General features: G+C 54.4%; 18 protein-coding genes. 17 read left to right on the plus strand and 1 reads right to left on the minus strand.

Annotated elements, in window-relative coordinates; genetic code table 11:
* Positions 1 to 501 precede the first annotated feature (501 nt).
* The 9 genes from PORUE0001_RS08510 (at position 502) to PORUE0001_RS08550 (ending at position 9,157) form a co-directional block, all read left to right on the plus strand.
* The gene (locus PORUE0001_RS08510; RefSeq protein ID WP_007365989.1) at positions 502 to 1,281 is read left to right on the plus strand and encodes a ParA family protein; all 780 of its coding nucleotides are present in this window, start codon (positions 502 to 504) and stop codon (positions 1,279 to 1,281) included.
* 24 nt (positions 1,282 to 1,305) lie between these two features.
* A complete protein-coding gene (locus PORUE0001_RS08515) occupies positions 1,306 to 2,202 on the plus strand; it encodes a ParB/RepB/Spo0J family partition protein (RefSeq protein WP_007366058.1) in 897 nt (298 codons plus the stop codon).
* Between the two features lie 16 nt (positions 2,203 to 2,218).
* Complete coding sequence (locus tag PORUE0001_RS08520; RefSeq protein ID WP_007366009.1) at positions 2,219 to 3,046, plus strand: DUF5683 domain-containing protein; 828 nt, start codon at positions 2,219 to 2,221, stop codon at positions 3,044 to 3,046.
* 13 nt (positions 3,047 to 3,059) lie between these two features.
* On the plus strand, positions 3,060 to 4,433 hold the full coding sequence (locus PORUE0001_RS08525) for a lytic transglycosylase domain-containing protein (RefSeq protein WP_007366061.1): 1,374 nt from the start codon (positions 3,060 to 3,062) through the stop codon (positions 4,431 to 4,433).
* A gap of 38 nt (positions 4,434 to 4,471) precedes the next feature.
* Positions 4,472 to 4,945 (plus strand): PaaI family thioesterase, encoded by a 474-nt coding sequence (locus PORUE0001_RS08530; RefSeq protein WP_007366054.1) that lies wholly within the window; start codon positions 4,472 to 4,474, stop codon positions 4,943 to 4,945.
* A 196-nt stretch (positions 4,946 to 5,141) separates the two neighbouring features.
* A complete protein-coding gene (locus PORUE0001_RS08535; RefSeq protein ID WP_007366053.1) occupies positions 5,142 to 6,080 on the plus strand; it encodes a YitT family protein in 939 nt (312 codons plus the stop codon).
* Positions 6,081 to 6,083: 3 nt separating this feature from the next.
* Positions 6,084 to 6,761, plus strand: coding sequence for a peptidylprolyl isomerase (locus PORUE0001_RS08540; RefSeq protein ID WP_007366029.1), 678 nt, complete (start codon positions 6,084 to 6,086; stop codon positions 6,759 to 6,761).
* Positions 6,762 to 6,774: 13 nt separating this feature from the next.
* The gene (locus tag PORUE0001_RS08545) at positions 6,775 to 8,160 is read left to right on the plus strand and encodes a methyltransferase RsmF C-terminal domain-like protein (protein WP_007366046.1); all 1,386 of its coding nucleotides are present in this window, start codon (positions 6,775 to 6,777) and stop codon (positions 8,158 to 8,160) included.
* A 25-nt stretch (positions 8,161 to 8,185) separates the two neighbouring features.
* Positions 8,186 to 9,157 (plus strand): 2-hydroxyacid dehydrogenase family protein, encoded by a 972-nt coding sequence (locus tag PORUE0001_RS08550; RefSeq protein ID WP_007366021.1) that lies wholly within the window; start codon positions 8,186 to 8,188, stop codon positions 9,155 to 9,157.
* A 9-nt stretch (positions 9,158 to 9,166) separates the two neighbouring features.
* On the opposite strand, the gene xseB is transcribed toward PORUE0001_RS08550, so the two are convergent.
* Positions 9,167 to 9,400: an exodeoxyribonuclease VII small subunit gene (xseB, locus tag PORUE0001_RS08555; RefSeq protein ID WP_007366056.1), complete on the minus strand. Its 234-nt coding sequence runs from the start codon at positions 9,398 to 9,400 to the stop codon at positions 9,167 to 9,169.
* 108 nt (positions 9,401 to 9,508) lie between these two features.
* Between xseB and PORUE0001_RS08560 the strand changes: the two genes are divergently transcribed.
* From PORUE0001_RS08560 to PORUE0001_RS08600, 8 genes are all read left to right on the plus strand, one after another.
* Complete coding sequence (locus PORUE0001_RS08560) at positions 9,509 to 11,623, plus strand: M3 family metallopeptidase (RefSeq protein WP_100067385.1); 2,115 nt, start codon at positions 9,509 to 9,511, stop codon at positions 11,621 to 11,623.
* A gap of 478 nt (positions 11,624 to 12,101) precedes the next feature.
* Entirely contained in the window at positions 12,102 to 12,857 is a 756-nt protein-coding gene (locus tag PORUE0001_RS08570; RefSeq protein WP_007365999.1) for a polyprenol monophosphomannose synthase, read from the plus strand.
* A gap of 1 nt (position 12,858) precedes the next feature.
* Positions 12,859 to 14,214, plus strand: coding sequence for a dihydroorotase (locus tag PORUE0001_RS08575; RefSeq protein WP_007366049.1), 1,356 nt, complete (start codon positions 12,859 to 12,861; stop codon positions 14,212 to 14,214).
* Between the two features lie 175 nt (positions 14,215 to 14,389).
* Entirely contained in the window at positions 14,390 to 14,806 is a 417-nt protein-coding gene (gene mce / locus PORUE0001_RS08580; protein WP_007366055.1) for a methylmalonyl-CoA epimerase, read from the plus strand.
* Between the two features lie 33 nt (positions 14,807 to 14,839).
* Positions 14,840 to 16,393 carry an acyl-CoA carboxylase subunit beta gene (locus PORUE0001_RS08585; protein ID WP_007366044.1) on the plus strand — a complete coding sequence of 518 codons (1,554 nt, stop codon included), beginning with the start codon at positions 14,840 to 14,842 and terminating at the stop codon, positions 16,391 to 16,393.
* Between the two features lie 12 nt (positions 16,394 to 16,405).
* Complete coding sequence (locus PORUE0001_RS08590; RefSeq protein WP_007366050.1) at positions 16,406 to 16,639, plus strand: hypothetical protein; 234 nt, start codon at positions 16,406 to 16,408, stop codon at positions 16,637 to 16,639.
* 65 nt (positions 16,640 to 16,704) lie between these two features.
* Positions 16,705 to 17,142 (plus strand): acetyl-CoA carboxylase biotin carboxyl carrier protein subunit, encoded by a 438-nt coding sequence (locus PORUE0001_RS08595; RefSeq protein WP_007366036.1) that lies wholly within the window; start codon positions 16,705 to 16,707, stop codon positions 17,140 to 17,142.
* 202 nt (positions 17,143 to 17,344) lie between these two features.
* Positions 17,345 to 18,412, plus strand: coding sequence for a hypothetical protein (locus PORUE0001_RS08600; RefSeq protein ID WP_050771571.1), 1,068 nt, complete (start codon positions 17,345 to 17,347; stop codon positions 18,410 to 18,412).
* The last annotated feature ends 179 nt before the right edge of the window (positions 18,413 to 18,591 follow it).

Below are 18,591 nucleotides of genomic sequence, written 5' to 3' on the forward strand. Positions count from 1 at the left end.
TCTCCTCTAGAAACCAATTCTTCGGTAGCAATTTTCCAAAAGCTCCCGAGGAAATCCCAAATTCCTCCGAAGTTTGAAATAAAAGTTCGGAAGAATGAAATGAAACTTCGGAAGAAAGATTTCAAAGTTCCGAAGAATTTTCTCATTCCTCCGTGGAGGATAAGGAATAGCTCCCTGAGAACTCCAGAATTCCGCCCGAGGAACCATTTTGAAACTCGTATCCGCCACACCAGCAGCACGATACGAGTAACCCTTTGTAGGGACGCTCGGTCGAGCGTCCGTCTTCGTTAAAACCACAACGCTGTAACCCTTGACACAACGGACGCCCTCCCGCTAGACACTTCCGTACGTCCCTACAGCGGGCTACACGTCTTTACGCTCTACAAACCGCATTGCGCCTTGCTTTGCAGCGATTCTGCGGGATTCAAGTTATCAACAGTTAAGCGTCTATGTCTAGATTATTCTGTAGCTTTGACGCGTTATTTATGACCGATATGTATCATGGGTAGAATCATCTCTCTTGCTAATCAGAAGGGTGGAGTCGGCAAAACGACCACTACGATCAACCTCGCAGCCTCCTTGGCTGTACTCGAGAAGAAGGTACTCGTAGTCGATGCCGATCCACAGGCTAACGCTTCGTCGGGACTGGGTGTCAACTCCACGACCCTCAGCGAGACTATCTACGAGTGCCTCATCGGTGGTCTACCGCTCGACAAGGTGGTACGCCCCACACACGTAGACAATCTCTTCATACTTCCCTCACACATTGACCTGGTCGGAGCGGAGATAGAGATGCTCCAGCTTAAGGAGCGGGAGACCGTCATGAGAGAGATGCTCCGCCCTGTCGTGGATCAGTATGACTACATCCTCATCGACTGCTCGCCCTCGCTCGGCATTATCACGGTCAATGCTTTGGTCGCTAGCCATGCGGTGATCATTCCCGTGCAGTGCGAGTACTTTGCACTGGAGGGGATCTCTAAGCTCCTCAACACGATACGTATCATCAAGAGTCGCCTCAACCCAGCGCTGGAGATCGAGGGCTTTCTCCTTACCATGTACGACAGCCGTCTGCGACTGGCTAATCAAGTGTACGAGGAGGTCAAGGAGCATTTCGGGCAGCTTGTCTTCGACACGGTCATACAGCGCAATGTTAAGTTGAGCGAGGCGCCTAGTCACGGCTTGCCCGCACTCCTTTACGATGCGGACAGCAAGGGGGCGATCAACCACCTCCAGCTGGCCGAGGAACTGATTCGTCGCACGGCTCAGCGCGCTGCGCTATAACTACACCCTACCCCTACGTTCATCATGACAAACAAGAAGAAAGAGAACAAAGTAATCGGCAGAGGACTAGACGCTCTACTCGGCGATGTGAGCAACTCCTCCAGCATTAGCGAGATAGCCATCGACAAGATCGAGCCTAATCCTGACCAACCTCGTACACACTTTGACCCAGAGAGTCTCGAGGAGCTGGCCGCCTCCATACGTGCCCTCGGCATTGTGCAGCCTATCACGGTGCGGGAGCTGACTGACGGACGGCATCTCATCATATCGGGAGAGCGTCGCTGGAGAGCCTCTAAGCTAGCCAACCTAACCTCCATTCCGGCATACATCGTCAAGGCAAACGATGAGCAGGTGGTCGAGATGGCGCTGATCGAAAACATACAGCGCGAAGACCTCAACGCCATTGAGATAGCACTCACCTACAAGCGTCTCCTAGAGCACTCCGAGGGGACGCAAGAGGAGCTTGCCAAGAAGGTGGGCAAGACTCGCTCCTCTATTAGCAATTACCTACGTCTCCTCCGTCTGCCCGCAGAGGTGCAGCTGGGACTGACGGAGAAGAAGATCGACATGGGTCACGCTCGTGCCATACTGAGCTTGACCGATCCAGCACAGCAGCTAAAGCTTTACCAGACCACCCTCACGGAGCATCTGAGCGTGCGACAGGTAGAGGCTTTGGCCAATGAGATGCGAGAGCCGACCGAAGAGACTCCAAAAGCGAGCAAGAAAAGGCAGACGCTCTCCAAGCTCGCTTCCAGTGGCAATGACTACGCTCCTCTAGCTAAGCAGCTGAGTAGCTTCTTCGGGACGAAGGTCTCTCTGCGTTGTAAAGAGAGTGGCAAGGGAACCATCACAATTCCCTTTAGCTCTGAGGAGCAGCTCATTGAGATCTGCTCGATCCTAGAGGGCGGAGCTAACCATTAGTCAACTATTTAAAAAGATGTCCCGCACCGCCCTGACCCGCTCCCTACTCATCCTCGTGATGAGCTGCGCTATAGCTTGCTACAGCGGGATGGCTCTCCATGCGACTACGCCGATAGTGCCACAAGACACGACGGCGCTGGTGACCGACACGTTGGGCACGAGCACAGCCGACACGCTGGGTACGAAGGAGCCGAGCAAACTCGTCGCTACTCCACAGAAGGCTACTTCAGACTTGACCGCTAAGGGCAAGACTGAGAGCAAAGCTTTGCAAAGTACGACAGCGACGAAGGGAGACAAGCGCCCTGAAGGAGTGCCTTTTTTCAAGAAGATGACCAGGTGGTTCACGCGCTATCCCAACTCCAACGTGGCGCTCCTCTGCTCCATCATCCCAGGTGGCGGACAGCTCTACAATCAGCGCTACTGGAAGATACCGATCGCGCTCTCGGCCATGACGGCGGGGCTCTATGCGGTCACGTGGAATCAGCGACTCTACAACGAGTACCACACGGCCTACGCTGACTTGCTAAGCGAAAATCCGCTCGACCACACCTCTTGGCAAGCTTTTATCCCGTCTGGAGCTGATCCTAGTCAGTATGTCTCCGACGGCAATCTGCGCTCGCGTCTGGAGCGTGGCTCTAAGCAATACAAGGAGAGTAGAGACCTGAGCATCGTCCTCACGGTGGCGCTCTATCTCCTCTCAGCGCTGGACGCTTATGTAGATGCGGAGCTATACTACTTTAATGTATCCCCACAGCTCACAGTAGATATGGGCGAGGGACTACGAGACAAGCCTGCAGGACCTCGACCTCAAAGTGTGATGGTCGGTGCCTCGGTGCGCTTTTAGACAAGACCTCTGTATGAAGATCCCCTTTCTAAGACACACTGGTGTCAGAATCACGACCTATATAATGCTCTTCTGTTGCCTGCCAGCACTGCTCGTAGCGACACCTCTGTACACCGCTCAAGACAGTGTAGACACGGAGGGTGCCGTCGAGCTGGACGCTGTCACGGCTCGCAAAGAGCTACAGGAGTACCTGCCGAAGAGTCTAGACACGGACCTCGGTCTGCTCATGGAGACCTGGCGTACGGGCTATGCGACACAGAAGCGCTTTGAGGTACCGTGTGGCTCCTACAAGGCTGAGAACATTCGCTCCCTAAGCGACTCCGTGCTGATATCCCGACTGCAGGCGCTGCCCACCGTCATCCCGATCCCCTACAACGCTATGGTCAAGGAGGGCATTGCTACTTACATCACGGATCGTCCTCGACTGATACGTGTCATCCTAGCCCTCGGGGACTACTACTTCCCCATTATGGAGGAGATCTTCGACCGTAATGGACTACCCGTCGAGCTTATCTATCTGACCGTCGTTGAGTCGGCGCTCAATCCCTTTGCCGTTTCACCTGCAGGGGCCTCTGGACTTTGGCAACTTATGCTCCCCACGGGACGTAGTTTGGGACTGACGGTCAATAGCCTTATTGACGAACGCTTTGACGTGTACAAGAGCAGTGAAGCTGCTGCGCTCTATCTCAAGCAGCTCTACGGGCTCTTTGACAATTGGCTCCTAGCTATCGCTGCGTACAACTGTGGCCCGGGCAATGTCACCAAAGCAATCCGGCGCTCTGGCGGGAAGACCACCTTTTGGGATGTCTATCCCTATCTGCCTCGTGAGACGCGCAACTACATTCCCCTCTTTATCGGAGCCTACTACGCTTGCTACTATCACAACGAGCACAACATCTGCCCCCAAGCTCAGTCGATGCCTCTGGCGACTGACACACTAGCCGTGCAGATACCGCTTACCTTTGCCCAGATTTCACAGAGCACTGGCATACCCACCGAACAGATCCGCACGCTCAACCCGCAATACAAGCGAGGCGTCATACCCGCTGCTGGACCAGTCCCCTACACCATACGACTTCCTCTGAAGAGTATCTCACGTCTAGACGAGGCGCTCATCACACTGCGTCGCGATCACAAAGAGGCGCTCTCCAAGCAGATCGCCGAGGCGCAGGAAGAGGTCAAACAAGAGATCAAACAAGCCCCCGCCCCCACGCAAAAGAGCAAAGCCTCTCGGGGTGGGCACAAAACATATAAGGTGCGACGTGGGGACACCATATCCAAGATTGCTAAGCGACACGGCGTCTCCGCCTCTGCCATCAAGCGAGCCAACGGCCTCAAGGGTCGCAATCCACGACTCCGCCCAGGTCAGCGCCTAAGGATACCCTAATAAGTCTAAAGTCTAACCTCTAACTTCTAAAGTCTAATATGTCCGCCATCCAAGACCTCTACGCTCCCGAGTACAGCCACTGCTGGGGTTGTGGCGCTGCTCACCCTTACGGGCTACATCTCAAGAGCTACCTCAGCGAAGACCACGCTTACTGTTACTGTCATCACACGCCCAATGCTGTCTACACAGGCGGAGTCCCCGACAACCTATACGGAGGCTTCATCGCCATGCTCTTTGACTGCCACGGCACAGCCGCAGCTGCCGCTCTTTACTTAGTAGCACATGCGGAGGAGCTGACGGCAGACAACCTCCAGCGCTTCATCACCGCACACCTAGAGGTGGACTACCTCGCCCCGACACCGATGGGCATCGAGCTAGAGATCCGCGCATACCCCGTAGAGGTGACCGATCGCAAGGTCATCATGTCACTTGAGCTACACTGTGGCGAGCGCATCACCGCTCGTGGCAAGATGGTCGCCGTCAAGCACCGTCGCCCCGCCCCCACGGCGTAACTCCTCTCAAGCGAAGCAAGGCGAACAGGGCAAGTCTGTAGCACCGTGTAGCAACAAGCAAATCCTGTCCCCTTGTTCATCATCGTGCGTGGCTTCTAGAGTTAGTCGAAGAACCCGTCTACTCAGCACTCCAATTGCAAAGATTGAGTAACTTTGCAATCAAGCTATCATCCATTCGTCTTCCTTCTAGCAATCTATGCCCAGCACGACACTGCACTTAAAGCGACAGCCTGCACCATCGCCTCATGAGCGACAAACCTTCACGCCTCGACGCTCTCCGCTTGCCGTGGAGATACTCTACCTCATCATCGGAGCTGTGTGCCAAGCAGCCGCTTACGCTTGCTTTATCGCTCCTGCCAATATTGTCCCAGGTGGGTGCTATGGCCTCAGTATCACGATTAACCACCTGACGCAAGGAACCTTTGAGGCCTTTCCCCAGGGGCTACCCATTGGTGCTGTGGCGCTCTGCTTCAACATTCCCTTCTTTCTCTTAGCAGCTCGCTCCCTCGGTTTGCGCAGTGGGGGCAAGACGATCGCTACCTTCCTACTTATATCCATTTGCACCGACCTAATCACCTCGATGACACGAGATGTGATTATCGTGAGCAACGACAAGTTTCTCTCCTCCGTCTATGGCGGGGCTATCCTCGGGCTGGGCGTGCTACTTACCTTCAAGGCGGGCAGCACCAGTGCAGGAACCGATGTCATCGCTCGGGTACTCTCCAAAGGCAACAACCTCAAGACCAGCCATATGATTATAGCAGTTGACTCGGCTATCGTACTCTTTGGACTAGTCGCCTTTAATGACGTTAGCGTACCTCTCTACTCCTGGATCACCATCTTCGTCTATGGCAAGGTCGTCGACTTCCTACAGCCTGAGAATCCCAACAAAGCGATCTTCATCGTCTCCGAGCATACCGCTGAGCTACGCACGCTCATCATCGAGCAACTGAATCTGCGGGGCACCTTCCTCCACGGTAGCGGTATCTACGCAGGTGCCGAACGGGACATCATCTTTATGATTGTGGAGCGCAAACATGTCAATAAGCTCAAGAAAGCGGTACTCCTCGCTGACCCCAAAGCCTTTATCGCAACGACCAATGCGACTAACGATACTGCGCCTCAGATCCTCTAAGCTATGAAACCATTTGCCACCCTTTTACTCCTCTGCGCTCTTTGCGTTACCTCACTCACAGCTCAGACTACGGCTGAAGCTCTTCCCGCTGGGCGACGGGTGCTCGTGGAGACTTCGCAGGGAGACTTCACGCTCCTACTCTATGACGATACACCTCTACACCAAGCGGCCTTCCTAGAGCATGTACGTCGGGGAGACTACGAGGGAGTCTTGATGCACCGTGTCATAGCGCAATTTATGATCCAGGGAGGTAACCTCTCGACCCGTGGAGCGACCCGCGAGACGGATGTATCCATTGACACCCTCTCGACCACCATTCCTGCGGAGATCCTACCGCACCATATCCATAAGCGGGGCGCCCTAGCGGCAGCGCGTTTACCGGATGAAGAGAATCCGAAGAAGGACTCTTCGGGCAGTCAGTTTTACATTGTCACGGGCACCTACTACACCGACTTTGACCTGGACGACATAGCAGCTCAGCGTGGGTGGGACTACACGCCAGAGCAGCGTCAGGCGTACAAGACTCAGGGCGGTGCCCCATGGTTGGACAGGCAGTACACGGTCTTTGGCGAAGTCACCGATGGTATGCGCACGATTACCAAGATTGAAGACCTACCGACCGACAGCACGAACCGTCCCAAGCGAGATGTGATCATCAAGCGTATGACGCTCCTGCCCTAACATCTCCGACACCATGCAGACTCCTGTCCCGTCAGAGCTAAAAGCTAAGCTAGCGCAAGCATACCCCGAGCATGCCTCTCGCATTGTCGAGGCTCTAGAGACGCCCCCCTCAGTCTCTCTGCGTCTTAACCCGGCTCGCACCTTATCGGCACACCCTTTTGCAGAGCTGGAGGATGGGACTATACCGTGGCTGCCGACGGAGCTGGAGGGTTACTGGCTCAGCGAGCGTCCCACCTTTGCGCTAGATCCTCTATGGCACGCTGGAGCTTACTATGTGCAGGACGCTAGTGCGATGACGCTTGCCACGATTTGGGAGCAGCTCGGCTGGCACGAGACGCCTAAGCTAGCTCTTGACCTTTGCGCAGCGCCTGGAGGTAAGAGTACGCTCCTGCGCGATCTGCTCCCCGCAGAAACGCTCCTCGTGAGCAATGAGATACTACCCAAGCGATGCAAAATCCTTGTGGAGAATATGGTCAAGTGGTGCGGTGCCGACCAAATGATCATCACGCAAGAGGAGCCACAGCGTCTGACGCCTTGGCTACAAGGCTTCTGTGACCTCATATTAGTTGATGCGCCTTGTAGTGGCGAGGGGCTGATGCGCCGTGACGAGGAGGCGAGGCGTATGTGGTCGCCTCAGCTCGTCGCCGACTGCGTGACCCGCCAGCGATCTATCCTACAGGAGGCGATGCGTATGCTGGCTCCTGAGGGCGTGCTCCTCTACGCCACCTGCACGCTCAACCAAGAGGAAAACGATCAGATGGTTCAATGGCTACTTGACAACTACCCATGCGAACTCATCGACCTCTCCCACTGTGCCGAGCGCATCGCTGGAGCTTGCGCCACTTCGTATGGTTTGCACCTCTGGCCAGGCATCGTACGTGGTGAGGGGCAATACCTCGCTGCGCTACGTCTCACCGATATCGTAGAAACCCCGAGCGAAACGCACAAAGCCAAAGGTTTGACACGAACCAGCCGACAGACCTTCGACTCGCTCTCTTGGCTCAGCAAAGCAACATCCGCAGACTACTACACCATCGGCGAGCGCATCTACCAGCTCACGCCCGAGGCGACACAGCATCTTGCCGAGGCTTACAAGCATCGTCTCGCCATTGCCACTCCAGGACTTGAGATAGCCTCCATGCGCCATCAGGCGAAGGGCTACGAACCTTCTTTTGCCCTGCTACATCACCCACTATATGCCACGGCAGGCCTGCCCGCTCTAGAGCTTCCTCTGCAAGAAGCACTGCGCTACCTGCGAGGCGAGGCGCTCACGACGGAGACACCGACAGAGCGAGGCGTCACAGTCATCACCTATCGGGGCATCCCCTTAGGCTTAGCACACAGCACGGGCGCACGGCTCAACAACTTATACCCTAAGCCCTACCGCCTACGTATCTAATCAACATCTAAACCAGATATATCTTATGGACAAGAAAAAGAAAGTACTCATCTCCTTTGACACCGTACGCCCCGGCTTCGAGGAGCTTGTCGAGTGGGCCGACATGACCCGCCGCCCTGAGGGCGAGAGCTTCACACGTGAGGAGATGATGGAGATAGGCGCACAGTACGATGCGCTCGCCACGCAGTTTACCTTCCCTGTGGATCGTGAGCTGATTGATGCTTTCCCCAATATCAAGCTAATCGCCAACTATGGCGTCGGCTACAACAACATCGATGTCGCCTACGCACACAGCAAAGGGATCACCGTGACCAATACGCCTCGTGCCGTGATCCAGCCTACCGCAGAGCTAACGATGGGACTACTCCTCAGCTGCAGTCGCAAGATCGCTATGTGGGATCGTCACATGCGTCGCACCAAGAGCAGTAGCAAGTCGCTCTCCGACAGCTCTGGCATGGCGACCAATCTTTGTGGCAAGACTATCGGCATCATTGGCTACGGCAACATTGGCCGAGCCGTGGGACATATGGCGCAAGCCTTTGGTATGACCGTCCTCTACAACAAGCGTCACCAGCTCGACGCTGCCACGGAGCAGGAGCTAGGAGTCACCTATGCGGACTTGGACAAGATCTTTACGGAGTGTGATGTCGTATCCCTCCACACCCCATACAATGAAGACTCGCACCACCTCGTCTCGGCTAGTCGTCTAGCTCAGATGAAGCGCTCGGCTATCTTGATTAATGCAGCGCGCGGAGCGGTCGTTGACGAGGCAGCTCTCGTGCACGCCCTCCAGACTGGCGAGATCGCCGCTGCGGGGCTAGATGTCTTCGAGCATAGTGACAACCCGCTCCCCGAGCTGTACGAGATGGAGCAGGTGACCATGACACCGCATGTAGGCACGCAGACCTACGAGGCGCGAGTCGCTATGGCGCAGGAGCTGTGCAACTGCATCATCGGCTACTTCGAGGGCGACCGACCCATCAGTATCGTTAAGTAAAGTAAGAGCTTACTCCTGGCTCTCGTCGAGCTGCTGGAGGAGCTGTGAGACCTCCTTGTCGATAGCGGTGAGTCGTGTGGAGCAAAACTGTATCAAGCCCGTCGCCTCCTCGATGAGCTTGGTCAGTTCGTCCACCTCTATGTCTCCCGCCTCGAGGAGTCGCACGATCTCTTGAATACGTGTGATCGCCTCTTGGTAGGTCTGCTGTGGCTCCTCGGCGAGGCTCTTGCTAGCGTCTGTCATGGGGGTATGTGTTTTATTATTAGTATCTTTGTCTCGTGTAGTGCCACATCTTGGCACCTCATTGCTATGCAAAAGTAACTATATAAATCATACAAACGAACTAAGACTATGCGTAAACAAGCAATTATGCTATTAGCCATCGCCACGATGCTACTCGCTTGCAACAAGCAGAAGCAGGCTGACCTGGCTGACAATCCATTCGTTCATCCTAGTGAAACTTACATGAATGCACCCGACTTTACCAAGATCAAGGCAGAGCACTTTGCGCCCGCCTTTGACGAGGGTATGCGTCAGCACAACGAGGAGATAGCAGCCATCGTGGACAATGCTGAGGCACCCACCTTTACCAATACCATCGAGGCACTCGAGCGTGCTGGACAGGTACTCCAGCGCACCTCTGCCGTCTTCTTCGCACTGACCAGTGCCGATACCAACGATGAGCTACGCGCCATCGAGGCTGAGTACGTACCCAAGCTCACAGCCCACAGTGATGAGATCATGCTCAATGACAAGCTCTTCGCTCGCATCAAGACTGTCTACGAGACTGGCCTAGAGGGACTACAGCCAGATCAGGTACGCCTCACCAAGCAGTACTACGACAACTATGTCAAGGCTGGTGCTAACCTATCCGCTGAGGACAAGGAGAAGCTCAAGAAGCTCAACGGCGAGGAGGCCGAGCTCACCGCTAAGTTTGGTAATATGCTGACCGATGCCACGAACGTGCCCGTCTTCTTCACCGACAAGAGCCAGCTCGACGGTCTCTCCGAGAGCGAGCTACAAGAGGCTGCCGACCTCGCCAAGGAGGAGGGCAAAAAGGGACAGTGGGCTATCCGCCTAGTCAACACGACCCAGCAGCCCGTCATGGCTAAGCTCAACAATCGTGACAGTCGCAAGGCTATCCTTGAGGCTTCTATCAATCGTTGCAACAATGGCGACAAGTACGACACGCAGTCCATCATCAAGCGTCTCGCTACGCTCCGTGCTGAGAAGGCTCAGCTACTTGGCTTCAAGACCTTTGCCGACTGGACACTACAAGACGCTCTTGCTAAGAATGGCGAGACAGCTCGCAACTTCCTTGAGCGTCTAGCTAAGCTCTACCAGCCTAAGGCTGCGGAGGATGCTAAGATGCTAGAGGAGTTTGCTCGCAAGAGCGAGGGTCCTGACTTCAAGCTCGAGGCTTACGACTGGGCTTACTACGCTGAGAAGATGCGTAAGGAGCAGTACGACATCGATGAGACGCAGCTCAGTGAGTACTTCGTACTAGATAGCGTCTTGCACAATGGTGTCTTCTATGCTGCCAATAAGCTCTACGGTCTCACCTTCGAGCAGCGCACCGATGTCTCTGTCTATCATCCCGACGTAACGGTCTATGATGTGAAGAATGACAAGGGCGAGGTGATCGCACTCTTCTACTTCGACCCCTATGCACGTCCCTCCAAGAGCGGTGGTGCCTGGATGAGCAACTTCGTCGAGCAGTCTACACTCCTAGGCAATAAGCCTGTCATCTATAACGTCTGCAACAATAAGAAGCCCGCTGCTGGTCAGCCCTGTCTGATGACCTGGGACGAGGTGACGACGCTCTTCCACGAGTTCGGTCATGCGCTACACGGTATGCTCTCTACGCAGACCTATCCTTCGATCTCTGGGACCAACGTATCAAGAGACTTTGTTGAGTTCCCCTCACAGTTCAACGAGCACTGGGCATCCGAGCCAACTGTCTTTGCCAACTATGCGAAGCACTACAAGACTGGCGAGGCTATGCCTACCGAGCTACGTGACAAGATGATTGCTGCGGGCAACTTCAACCAGGCTTACTCTATCGGCGAAAACATCGCATCCTCACTCATCGACCAGTGCTGGCACGCCCTCGCAGTAGGCGACAAGGTTGATGACGTTCAGGCCTTTGAGCAGGAGGCACTTACAAAGTATGGTATGCTCAATGCGCAGATTCCACCACGCTACCGCTCACCATACTTCCGCCACATCTGGAGCAACGGTTACTCTGCTGGTTACTACTCCTACCTCTGGAGCGAGGCTGTAGACAACGAGGTCTACGCTTGGATCGAGGCTCACGGTGGTATGACCCGTGAGAACGGACAGCGTCTAGCCGACATCCTCCTCTCTCGTGGTAACAGCGAGGATCTGATGGTGCTCTTCGAGCAATTCACTGGTCACAAGGAGGTCGACATCGAGCCACTCCTACGCTTCCGCGGTCTCCGCTAATCACACAGCGTAGCTAGCTGATCAAAAGACAGTTAGCACCTGATCCATACAAACAACGCAAGAGCCTGTCACAATGTCTCGTGGCAGGCTCTTCTTTTGTGCGACCTTCTCTGGTCTCTCCCTCCGACACCCCACCCCTAGGCAGAAAAATCCGAATAGCCCGCTGGAAAAGAAAAATTCGTCACGGAGGGCCGAAATAAAAGTTCGGAAGAATGAAATGAAACTTCGGAAGAAAGAAATCAAAGTTCCGAAGAATTTTTTCGTTCTTCGGTGGAGGATTTCTGTTTTCTACCGAGGCATTTTCCATTTCCTCAACACTACCCCTTGAAGAGCTCATTTTTGACAATTTGTCACTTCAGGGGTTTGCAGTATCTCAGTCAGAGGACAAGCAGTTTTTTACTACCTTTGTGGTGCTATGACATGAGGTGTCTGTGTACGCCTCACCCTACGCATCACCACTCACCGAGACCACCACGCTATGCACGCTAGCCTTATCATCATACCTACCTACAACGAGAGCGAGAATGTCGCCGAGATGATTCGCGCTGTCCTGGCTCTGCCCGAAGCCTTCGACCTGCTGATCCTAGATGACAATTCGCCAGACGGAACTGCAGAGATCGTCCGTACGCTACAGCAGGAGACGGACTACACGGACCGTCTGCACCTGATCGTGCGTCCAGGCAAAATGGGACTAGGCACCGCCTATCTCACAGGCTTCGAGTGGGCTCTAGAGCATGGATACAACTATATCTTTGAGATGGATTGCGACTTTAGCCATCCTCTCTCAGCGCTTCCTCATCTCCTACGTGCAGTCTCTGAGGAGGGCTACGATGTGGCGGTAGGCTCTCGCTACGTGCGGGGCGGCGGGGTCAAGGATTGGCCTCTGAACCGTATCCTCATGAGCTATCTCGCATCGGTCTACGTGCGCCTAGTCACCTGGCTACCCGTACGAGACACGACAGCTGGCTTCGTCTGCTACAGGCGTGAGGTGCTGGAGGCGATGAGACTGGACGAGGTGCACTTCAAGGGCTACGCCTTTCAGATTGAGATGAAGTACACGGCTCACTGTCTGGGCTTCAAGATCAAGGAGGTGCCCATCACTTTTGTCAATCGTAAGCTCGGGAGCTCGAAGATGAATGGGTCAATCTTTGGCGAAGCCTTCACGGGTGTCCTCAAGCTACGCTACTGGCGACTCTTCAAGGGCTTCCCCAAGCGTCGTAATCCTGAGAAATAATATGAAACAGATCATACTCGGAGCTACCCTAATCAATGAAGGTCGACAGGTCGTCGGCTCCGTATGCCTCTCCGACGAGCGCATCGAGTCTATATATATAGGTGTCGACCAAGCGTCTGAACTCCCAGACGAACTACTCCAAGGAGCGGAGATCGTGGATGCACATGGGCTCTGGCTACTACCTGGTTGCATCGATGATCAGGTACACTTTAGAGAGCCTGGACTGACTCACAAGGGCGACATAGCGCACGAGAGCCGTGCTGCCGTGGCTGGCGGTGTCACCTCCTACATGGATATGCCAAATGTAAAGCCTCCGACGGTCACCCTCGAGGCGCTCCTCGACAAGCGTCAGCGTGCTCAGGAGACAAGCTGGGCAAACTATGCCTTCTACTTCGGCGGAACCAATGACAATGCGCCCGAAGCGTGTGCTATCGACCCAGCCCTGATCCCAGGGTACAAGCTCTTTCTAGGAGCCTCCACGGGGAATATGCTGGTGGACAGCGAGGAGGCACTCGACTACTTCTTCGCCCATGCCCCCAAGCTCATCGCCACGCATTGCGAGAGCGAGGAGATCATCACACGCAATAAAGAGCTTTACCGCCAGCGGTACGATGGGCATCCCCCCATTGAGGCGCACCCGCTGATACGCTCTCGCGAGGCGTGCTACGCGTCTTCGCACAGCGCCATAGAGCGTGCCAAGCGTCTCGGTGCTAGACTACACGTGCTACACCTATCGACAGCGGAGGAGATGGAGCTCTTTTCGGCAGCTCCCCTTTCGCCAGAGAAGCGCATCACCGCTGAGGTGTGCGTCCATCACTTATGGTTTACCGATGAGGACTATAGTCGCCTAGGCAACCGCATCAAGTGGAATCCCGCAGTCAAGACGGCTCGTGACCGTGAGGCTCTACGCCAAGCGCTCGTCGAGGGTCGTATCGATGTAATAGCTACCGACCATGCACCTCACACATTAGCCGACAAGGAGGGCGACGCTCTCACGGCAGCTTCGGGAGGTCCGCTCGTACAGCACAGTCTACTGATGATGCTAGAGCTGGCTCACGAGGGGCTTTGGTCTCCAGAACTGGTGGTTGAGAAGATGGCGCACGCTCCCGCCCAGCTCTTTGGGGTCCGTGAGCGAGGCTACATCCGCACTGGCTACTACGCCGACCTAGTCCTCGTAGATCCGCATCAGGAAACCACGGTGACTAAGGAGAGTCTCTACAGCAAGTGTGGCTGGTCACCACTGGAGGGCTACACCTTCTCGCATCGCATCGTAGCTACTTGGGTCAATGGACAGATCGCTTACCGTGACGGGCAATTGACCAGCCGCCCTCCTGTCCATGCGCTCACCTTCGCCTGAGCGATCTCTCGCCGAGGGACGAAATCGTAGCTGGGAGGTCCAGCACATTCGCTACGTTAGCGATTATTATTATATTTGCAGTCGGGTGATAGTCTCTAGAGAGGTTGTCCCCGTTTGGAGGGCGTAGTCCCTTCTTCCTTTGAATAGATACACAAATCAAAAAACAGTATAGCGTATGAATCTGTCACACATTGAGCATCTTGGGATAGCAGTCAAGAGCATAGAGGAGGCGCTCCCCTTCTTTGAGGGAGTCCTCGGACTAACCTGCTACAACATTGAGGAGGTCGCCGACCAGAAGGTGCGTACCGCATTCCTCAAGATAGGCGAGGTCAAGCTAGAGCTCCTAGAGCCTACGAGCGATGAGAGCCCTATTGCGAAGTTTATTGAGAAGCGTGGCGAGGGTATCCACCACCTAGCACTATCATCTGACGATGTGGCACCAGCTCTCGAGGAGCTCAAGGGCAAGGGCATACGCCTCATTGATGAGAAGCCTCGCAAAGGTGCTGAGGGTCTCAACATTGCCTTCGTTCACCCCAAGAGTGCACACGGCATACTCCTAGAGATCTGCGACTGCAAGGATGTCGCTAAGTAATTTCGTCCAATCAAACAAACGCTACATAGAATAATGAGTGTACAACAAGAGAAGATAAAGCAACTCCTTGCCAAGCGTGAGGAGGCTCGTCTCGGAGGAGGCGAGGAGCGCATTGAGAAGCAACACGCTAAGGGCAAGTACACAGCTCGTGAGCGTATCGCTATGCTCCTCGATGAGGGTTCCTTTGAGGAGATAGACATGTTCGTCCAGCACCGCTGCACGAACTTTGGCATGGAGAAGAAGAAGTTCCTCGGGGACGGTGTCGTCGTAGGTAGTGGTACCATTGACGGACGCCTCGTCTACGTCTTCGCTCAGGACTTTACCGTCATCGGTGGCGCACTCGGTGAGATGCTCGCGGCTAAGATCTGCAAGGTCATGGACCTAGCCATGACTATGGGCGCTCCCTGTATTGGTCTCAACGACTCGGGTGGTGCTCGTATCCAAGAGGCGGTCAACGCGCTCTGTGGTTACGGCGAGATCTTCGAGCGCAACATCCTTGCTTCAGGCGTCATTCCTCAGATCTCTGGTATCTTCGGGCCTTGCGCTGGTGGCGCTGTCTACTCTCCTGCATTGACCGACTTCAACATTATGGTGCGCAACTCCAGCTACATGTTCCTCACTGGTCCTAAGGTGGTCAAGACGGTCACTGGCGAGGACGTCACACAGGAGGAGCTAGGCGGTGCCGATGTACACGCTTCTAAGAGTGGCGTGGCACACTTCGCTGTAGACAACGACGAGGCTGGCCTTCAGCTCATCCGTCAGTTGCTCTCCTTCCTGCCACAAAACAACATGGAGGAGCCACCCTTCGTCGCTTGCGACGATCCCGCTGACCGCTGCGAGGAGCTTCTCAACGAAATCATCCCTGACTCGCCCAACCGTGCTTACGATATGTACGAAGTGATCGGAGCTATCGTGGATCACGGCGAGTTCCTCGAGGTACATCGTGACTACGCCCGCAACATCATCGTCGGCTTCGCACGCTTCAACGGACAGAGCGTCGGTATCGTCGCCAACCAGCCCAAGGTAATGGCTGGTAGTCTCGACTGCAACTCTTCTCGCAAGGCAGCACGCTTCGTACGCTTCTGCGACTCATTCAACATCCCCATCGTCACACTCGTCGACGTGCCAGGCTTCCTCCCAGGTACTGGTCAGGAGTACAACGCCGTCATCACACACGGAGCTAAGCTCCTCTACGCTTACGGCGAGGCTACCGTACCTAAGATCACGGTCGTCCTACGCAAGGCGTACGGTGGTGCCTACATCGTGATGGGTTCCAAGCACCTTCGCGCAGATATCAACTACGCTTGGCCCTCTGCCGAGATTGCCGTCATGGGTCCGTCAGGAGCCGTCGAGGTGGTCTTTGCCAAGGAGGTCAAGGCAAGCGACGATCCCGCCAAGACAGCTCTGGAGAAAGAGCAGGAGTATCGTGATGCTTTTGCCAATCCATACAATGCTGCTTCCTACGGTTACATCGATGACGTCATCGAGCCGAGGAACACCCGCTTCCGCATCATCCGTGCGCTACAACAGCTACGCACGAAGCGCCAGACGCTCCCCGCTAAGAAGCATGACAACGTACCTCTCTAACCCCTTCTACCGATGGCTACCAAGAAGATAGAAAAGGGTAAGAAGGCACCCGCCAAGAGAGCTAAGAAGGCAGCGCCAGCACCCTCTCCCGAGGAGGTTGCTATAGCGCTCGCCTTAGCGCAGGCGCTAGGCACCCCTCACGATGAGGAGTCCTACCAGCTCACGATACGGCACAAGGAGTTTGACCCTTGGTCCCACAAGCTACAGAACATGCGTGTCACACCACAGAAGCAGTATTATATCTAATCCTAAACGGCAGTACCTTAGCAGGCTAGCTCGCTAGACTACTAAGCACCCATATCAAATCCCTTATGAAAGAATATAAGTATAAGATCGATGGCAAAGAGTACGCCGTCAAGATAGACAAGATCGAGGGTGACCAAGCTCAACTAGAGGTCAACGGCACCCCATACAGCGTCGAGATCATACAGGAGAAGAAGAAGGAGACCCCGAAGGTCACCAAGCCTGCTCCTACATCTGCACCCGCTGCTACTGCAGCACCCGCACCCGCTGCAGTGCCAGCCTCCACAGGCAAGGGCAAAGCAGTCAAGGCTCCCCTACCTGGCGTCATCATATCGGTAGATGTACAGGTCGGTCAGCAGGTCAAGCGCGGTCAGCAAGTGGCTGTACTCGAAGCTATGAAGATGGAGAACGGCATCAACGCAGAGTGTGACGGCACCATCACCGAGATCAAAGTCAAGGCTGGAGACTCCATCCTAGAGGGTACAGACATCCTCATCATCGGATAGGAGATACCTATAGCACGCACATAGCTCCTAGACAGTGACTAGGAGTACTCTATACAAGGCGTAGGGGGAACTGATGCGAGATCTCGCATCGGGGTGCCTCCTCGCCTTTTTTTTTCGCATACACTACACAGCAGTCTTGACAGACCAGCTAGACCATCTGCAGACAGCTCCTTACAAACAATCATCTAAACCCTATTCAATCATGACAAACTTACAACGTATCCTAGCAGCACTCACCGCGATCGTCTGCGTGACCCTTGCGATGAATAGTTGCAAGCCCAAATCAGAGCCGACTACGACTACTGAAGTTCTGCAGGTCAAAGACTTCCCCTATCTCAAGAAAGAGTCCAAGATGAGCACCTACTCCTTTGGAGAGATAGAAGCTTACGAGAAGCAGCTCGGACTACGCAAGCTGACCAAGAAGACGGATACCAGTCTCATTTATGAGGCTATCAACCCCAAGAAAGTCAACCTCACCTATGTCTGCTACAAGATTATCCCTAGGGATGAGAGTAAGTCGGGGGCTTTCGCACGAGCCGACCGCTTCACAATGGATATGTGTGAGCAGCCTGAGCTACGCTCTTACTTCGAGCTCAACGGCTTCACCTACGAGGGCTCTGATCAAAACGCTTCGGAGAAGTTTGTCAACAAGGACCTCGCCGTACGCCTTACGCTCTCTAGCACGACACCTGGAGTCGGTCTCACCTTTACAGATGCTCCCGACCTCTATCACAAGAAGACGACCCCTGGGGATCCGAACTTCCAAGCGCTCTACCTACCACTGCTAGACGTCTTCGGTCAGAAGATTAGCCAAGACAGCCCCATCATCGATCGTGAGCAAAAGACCCACCCCGACTGCGAGATTGAGTTTGTGAAAGCAAACGTTGATAAGGGCTATAAGCATGATGCCATTGTGGTCAACATGCCTTTCATCACAAAGCTCAAGCCCGCTGACCGCAGCAAACCTCGAGTTAGGAGCTACTCCTACGAGTCAAAAAGTGGCTCGACCATCGAGCTGATTTCTTACCTCTTCACACAAGAGTGGATGAAAGCCAATATACCAGGGACGGATCCCCTCATTAAGGACTTCATGACGAAGAATGGCTTCACCTACCAAGGAATGGAAAAGGTAAGTATATACGATATAGAAGCAGACTTATATCAGTACTACAATGACCAGCTGAAGGTCTACTTTGAGTACAGCCTAGTCGGTGGAGCATTTCCTACGGCAATGGGTGTATACACCAAGACACCTACAGTAGAGTTCTAGTACTACAGAGGGCTTTCATACACAGAGCCAGCTCCTCGACCCATGCGCGTCGGAGAGCTGGCTCGCTCTTTTAATCCAGCCAAAGGAGCCATCCTTTTGAGAAAGATCAAGTAGGTAGTTCTGAAGGAATGAGCTATCTATCAGTACCACTTGGGTGAAACCAGAGTTTCATACGGAAG

The sequence above is a fragment of the Porphyromonas uenonis 60-3 genome (assembly GCF_000174775.1).
Classification (GTDB): domain Bacteria; phylum Bacteroidota; class Bacteroidia; order Bacteroidales; family Porphyromonadaceae; genus Porphyromonas; species Porphyromonas uenonis_A.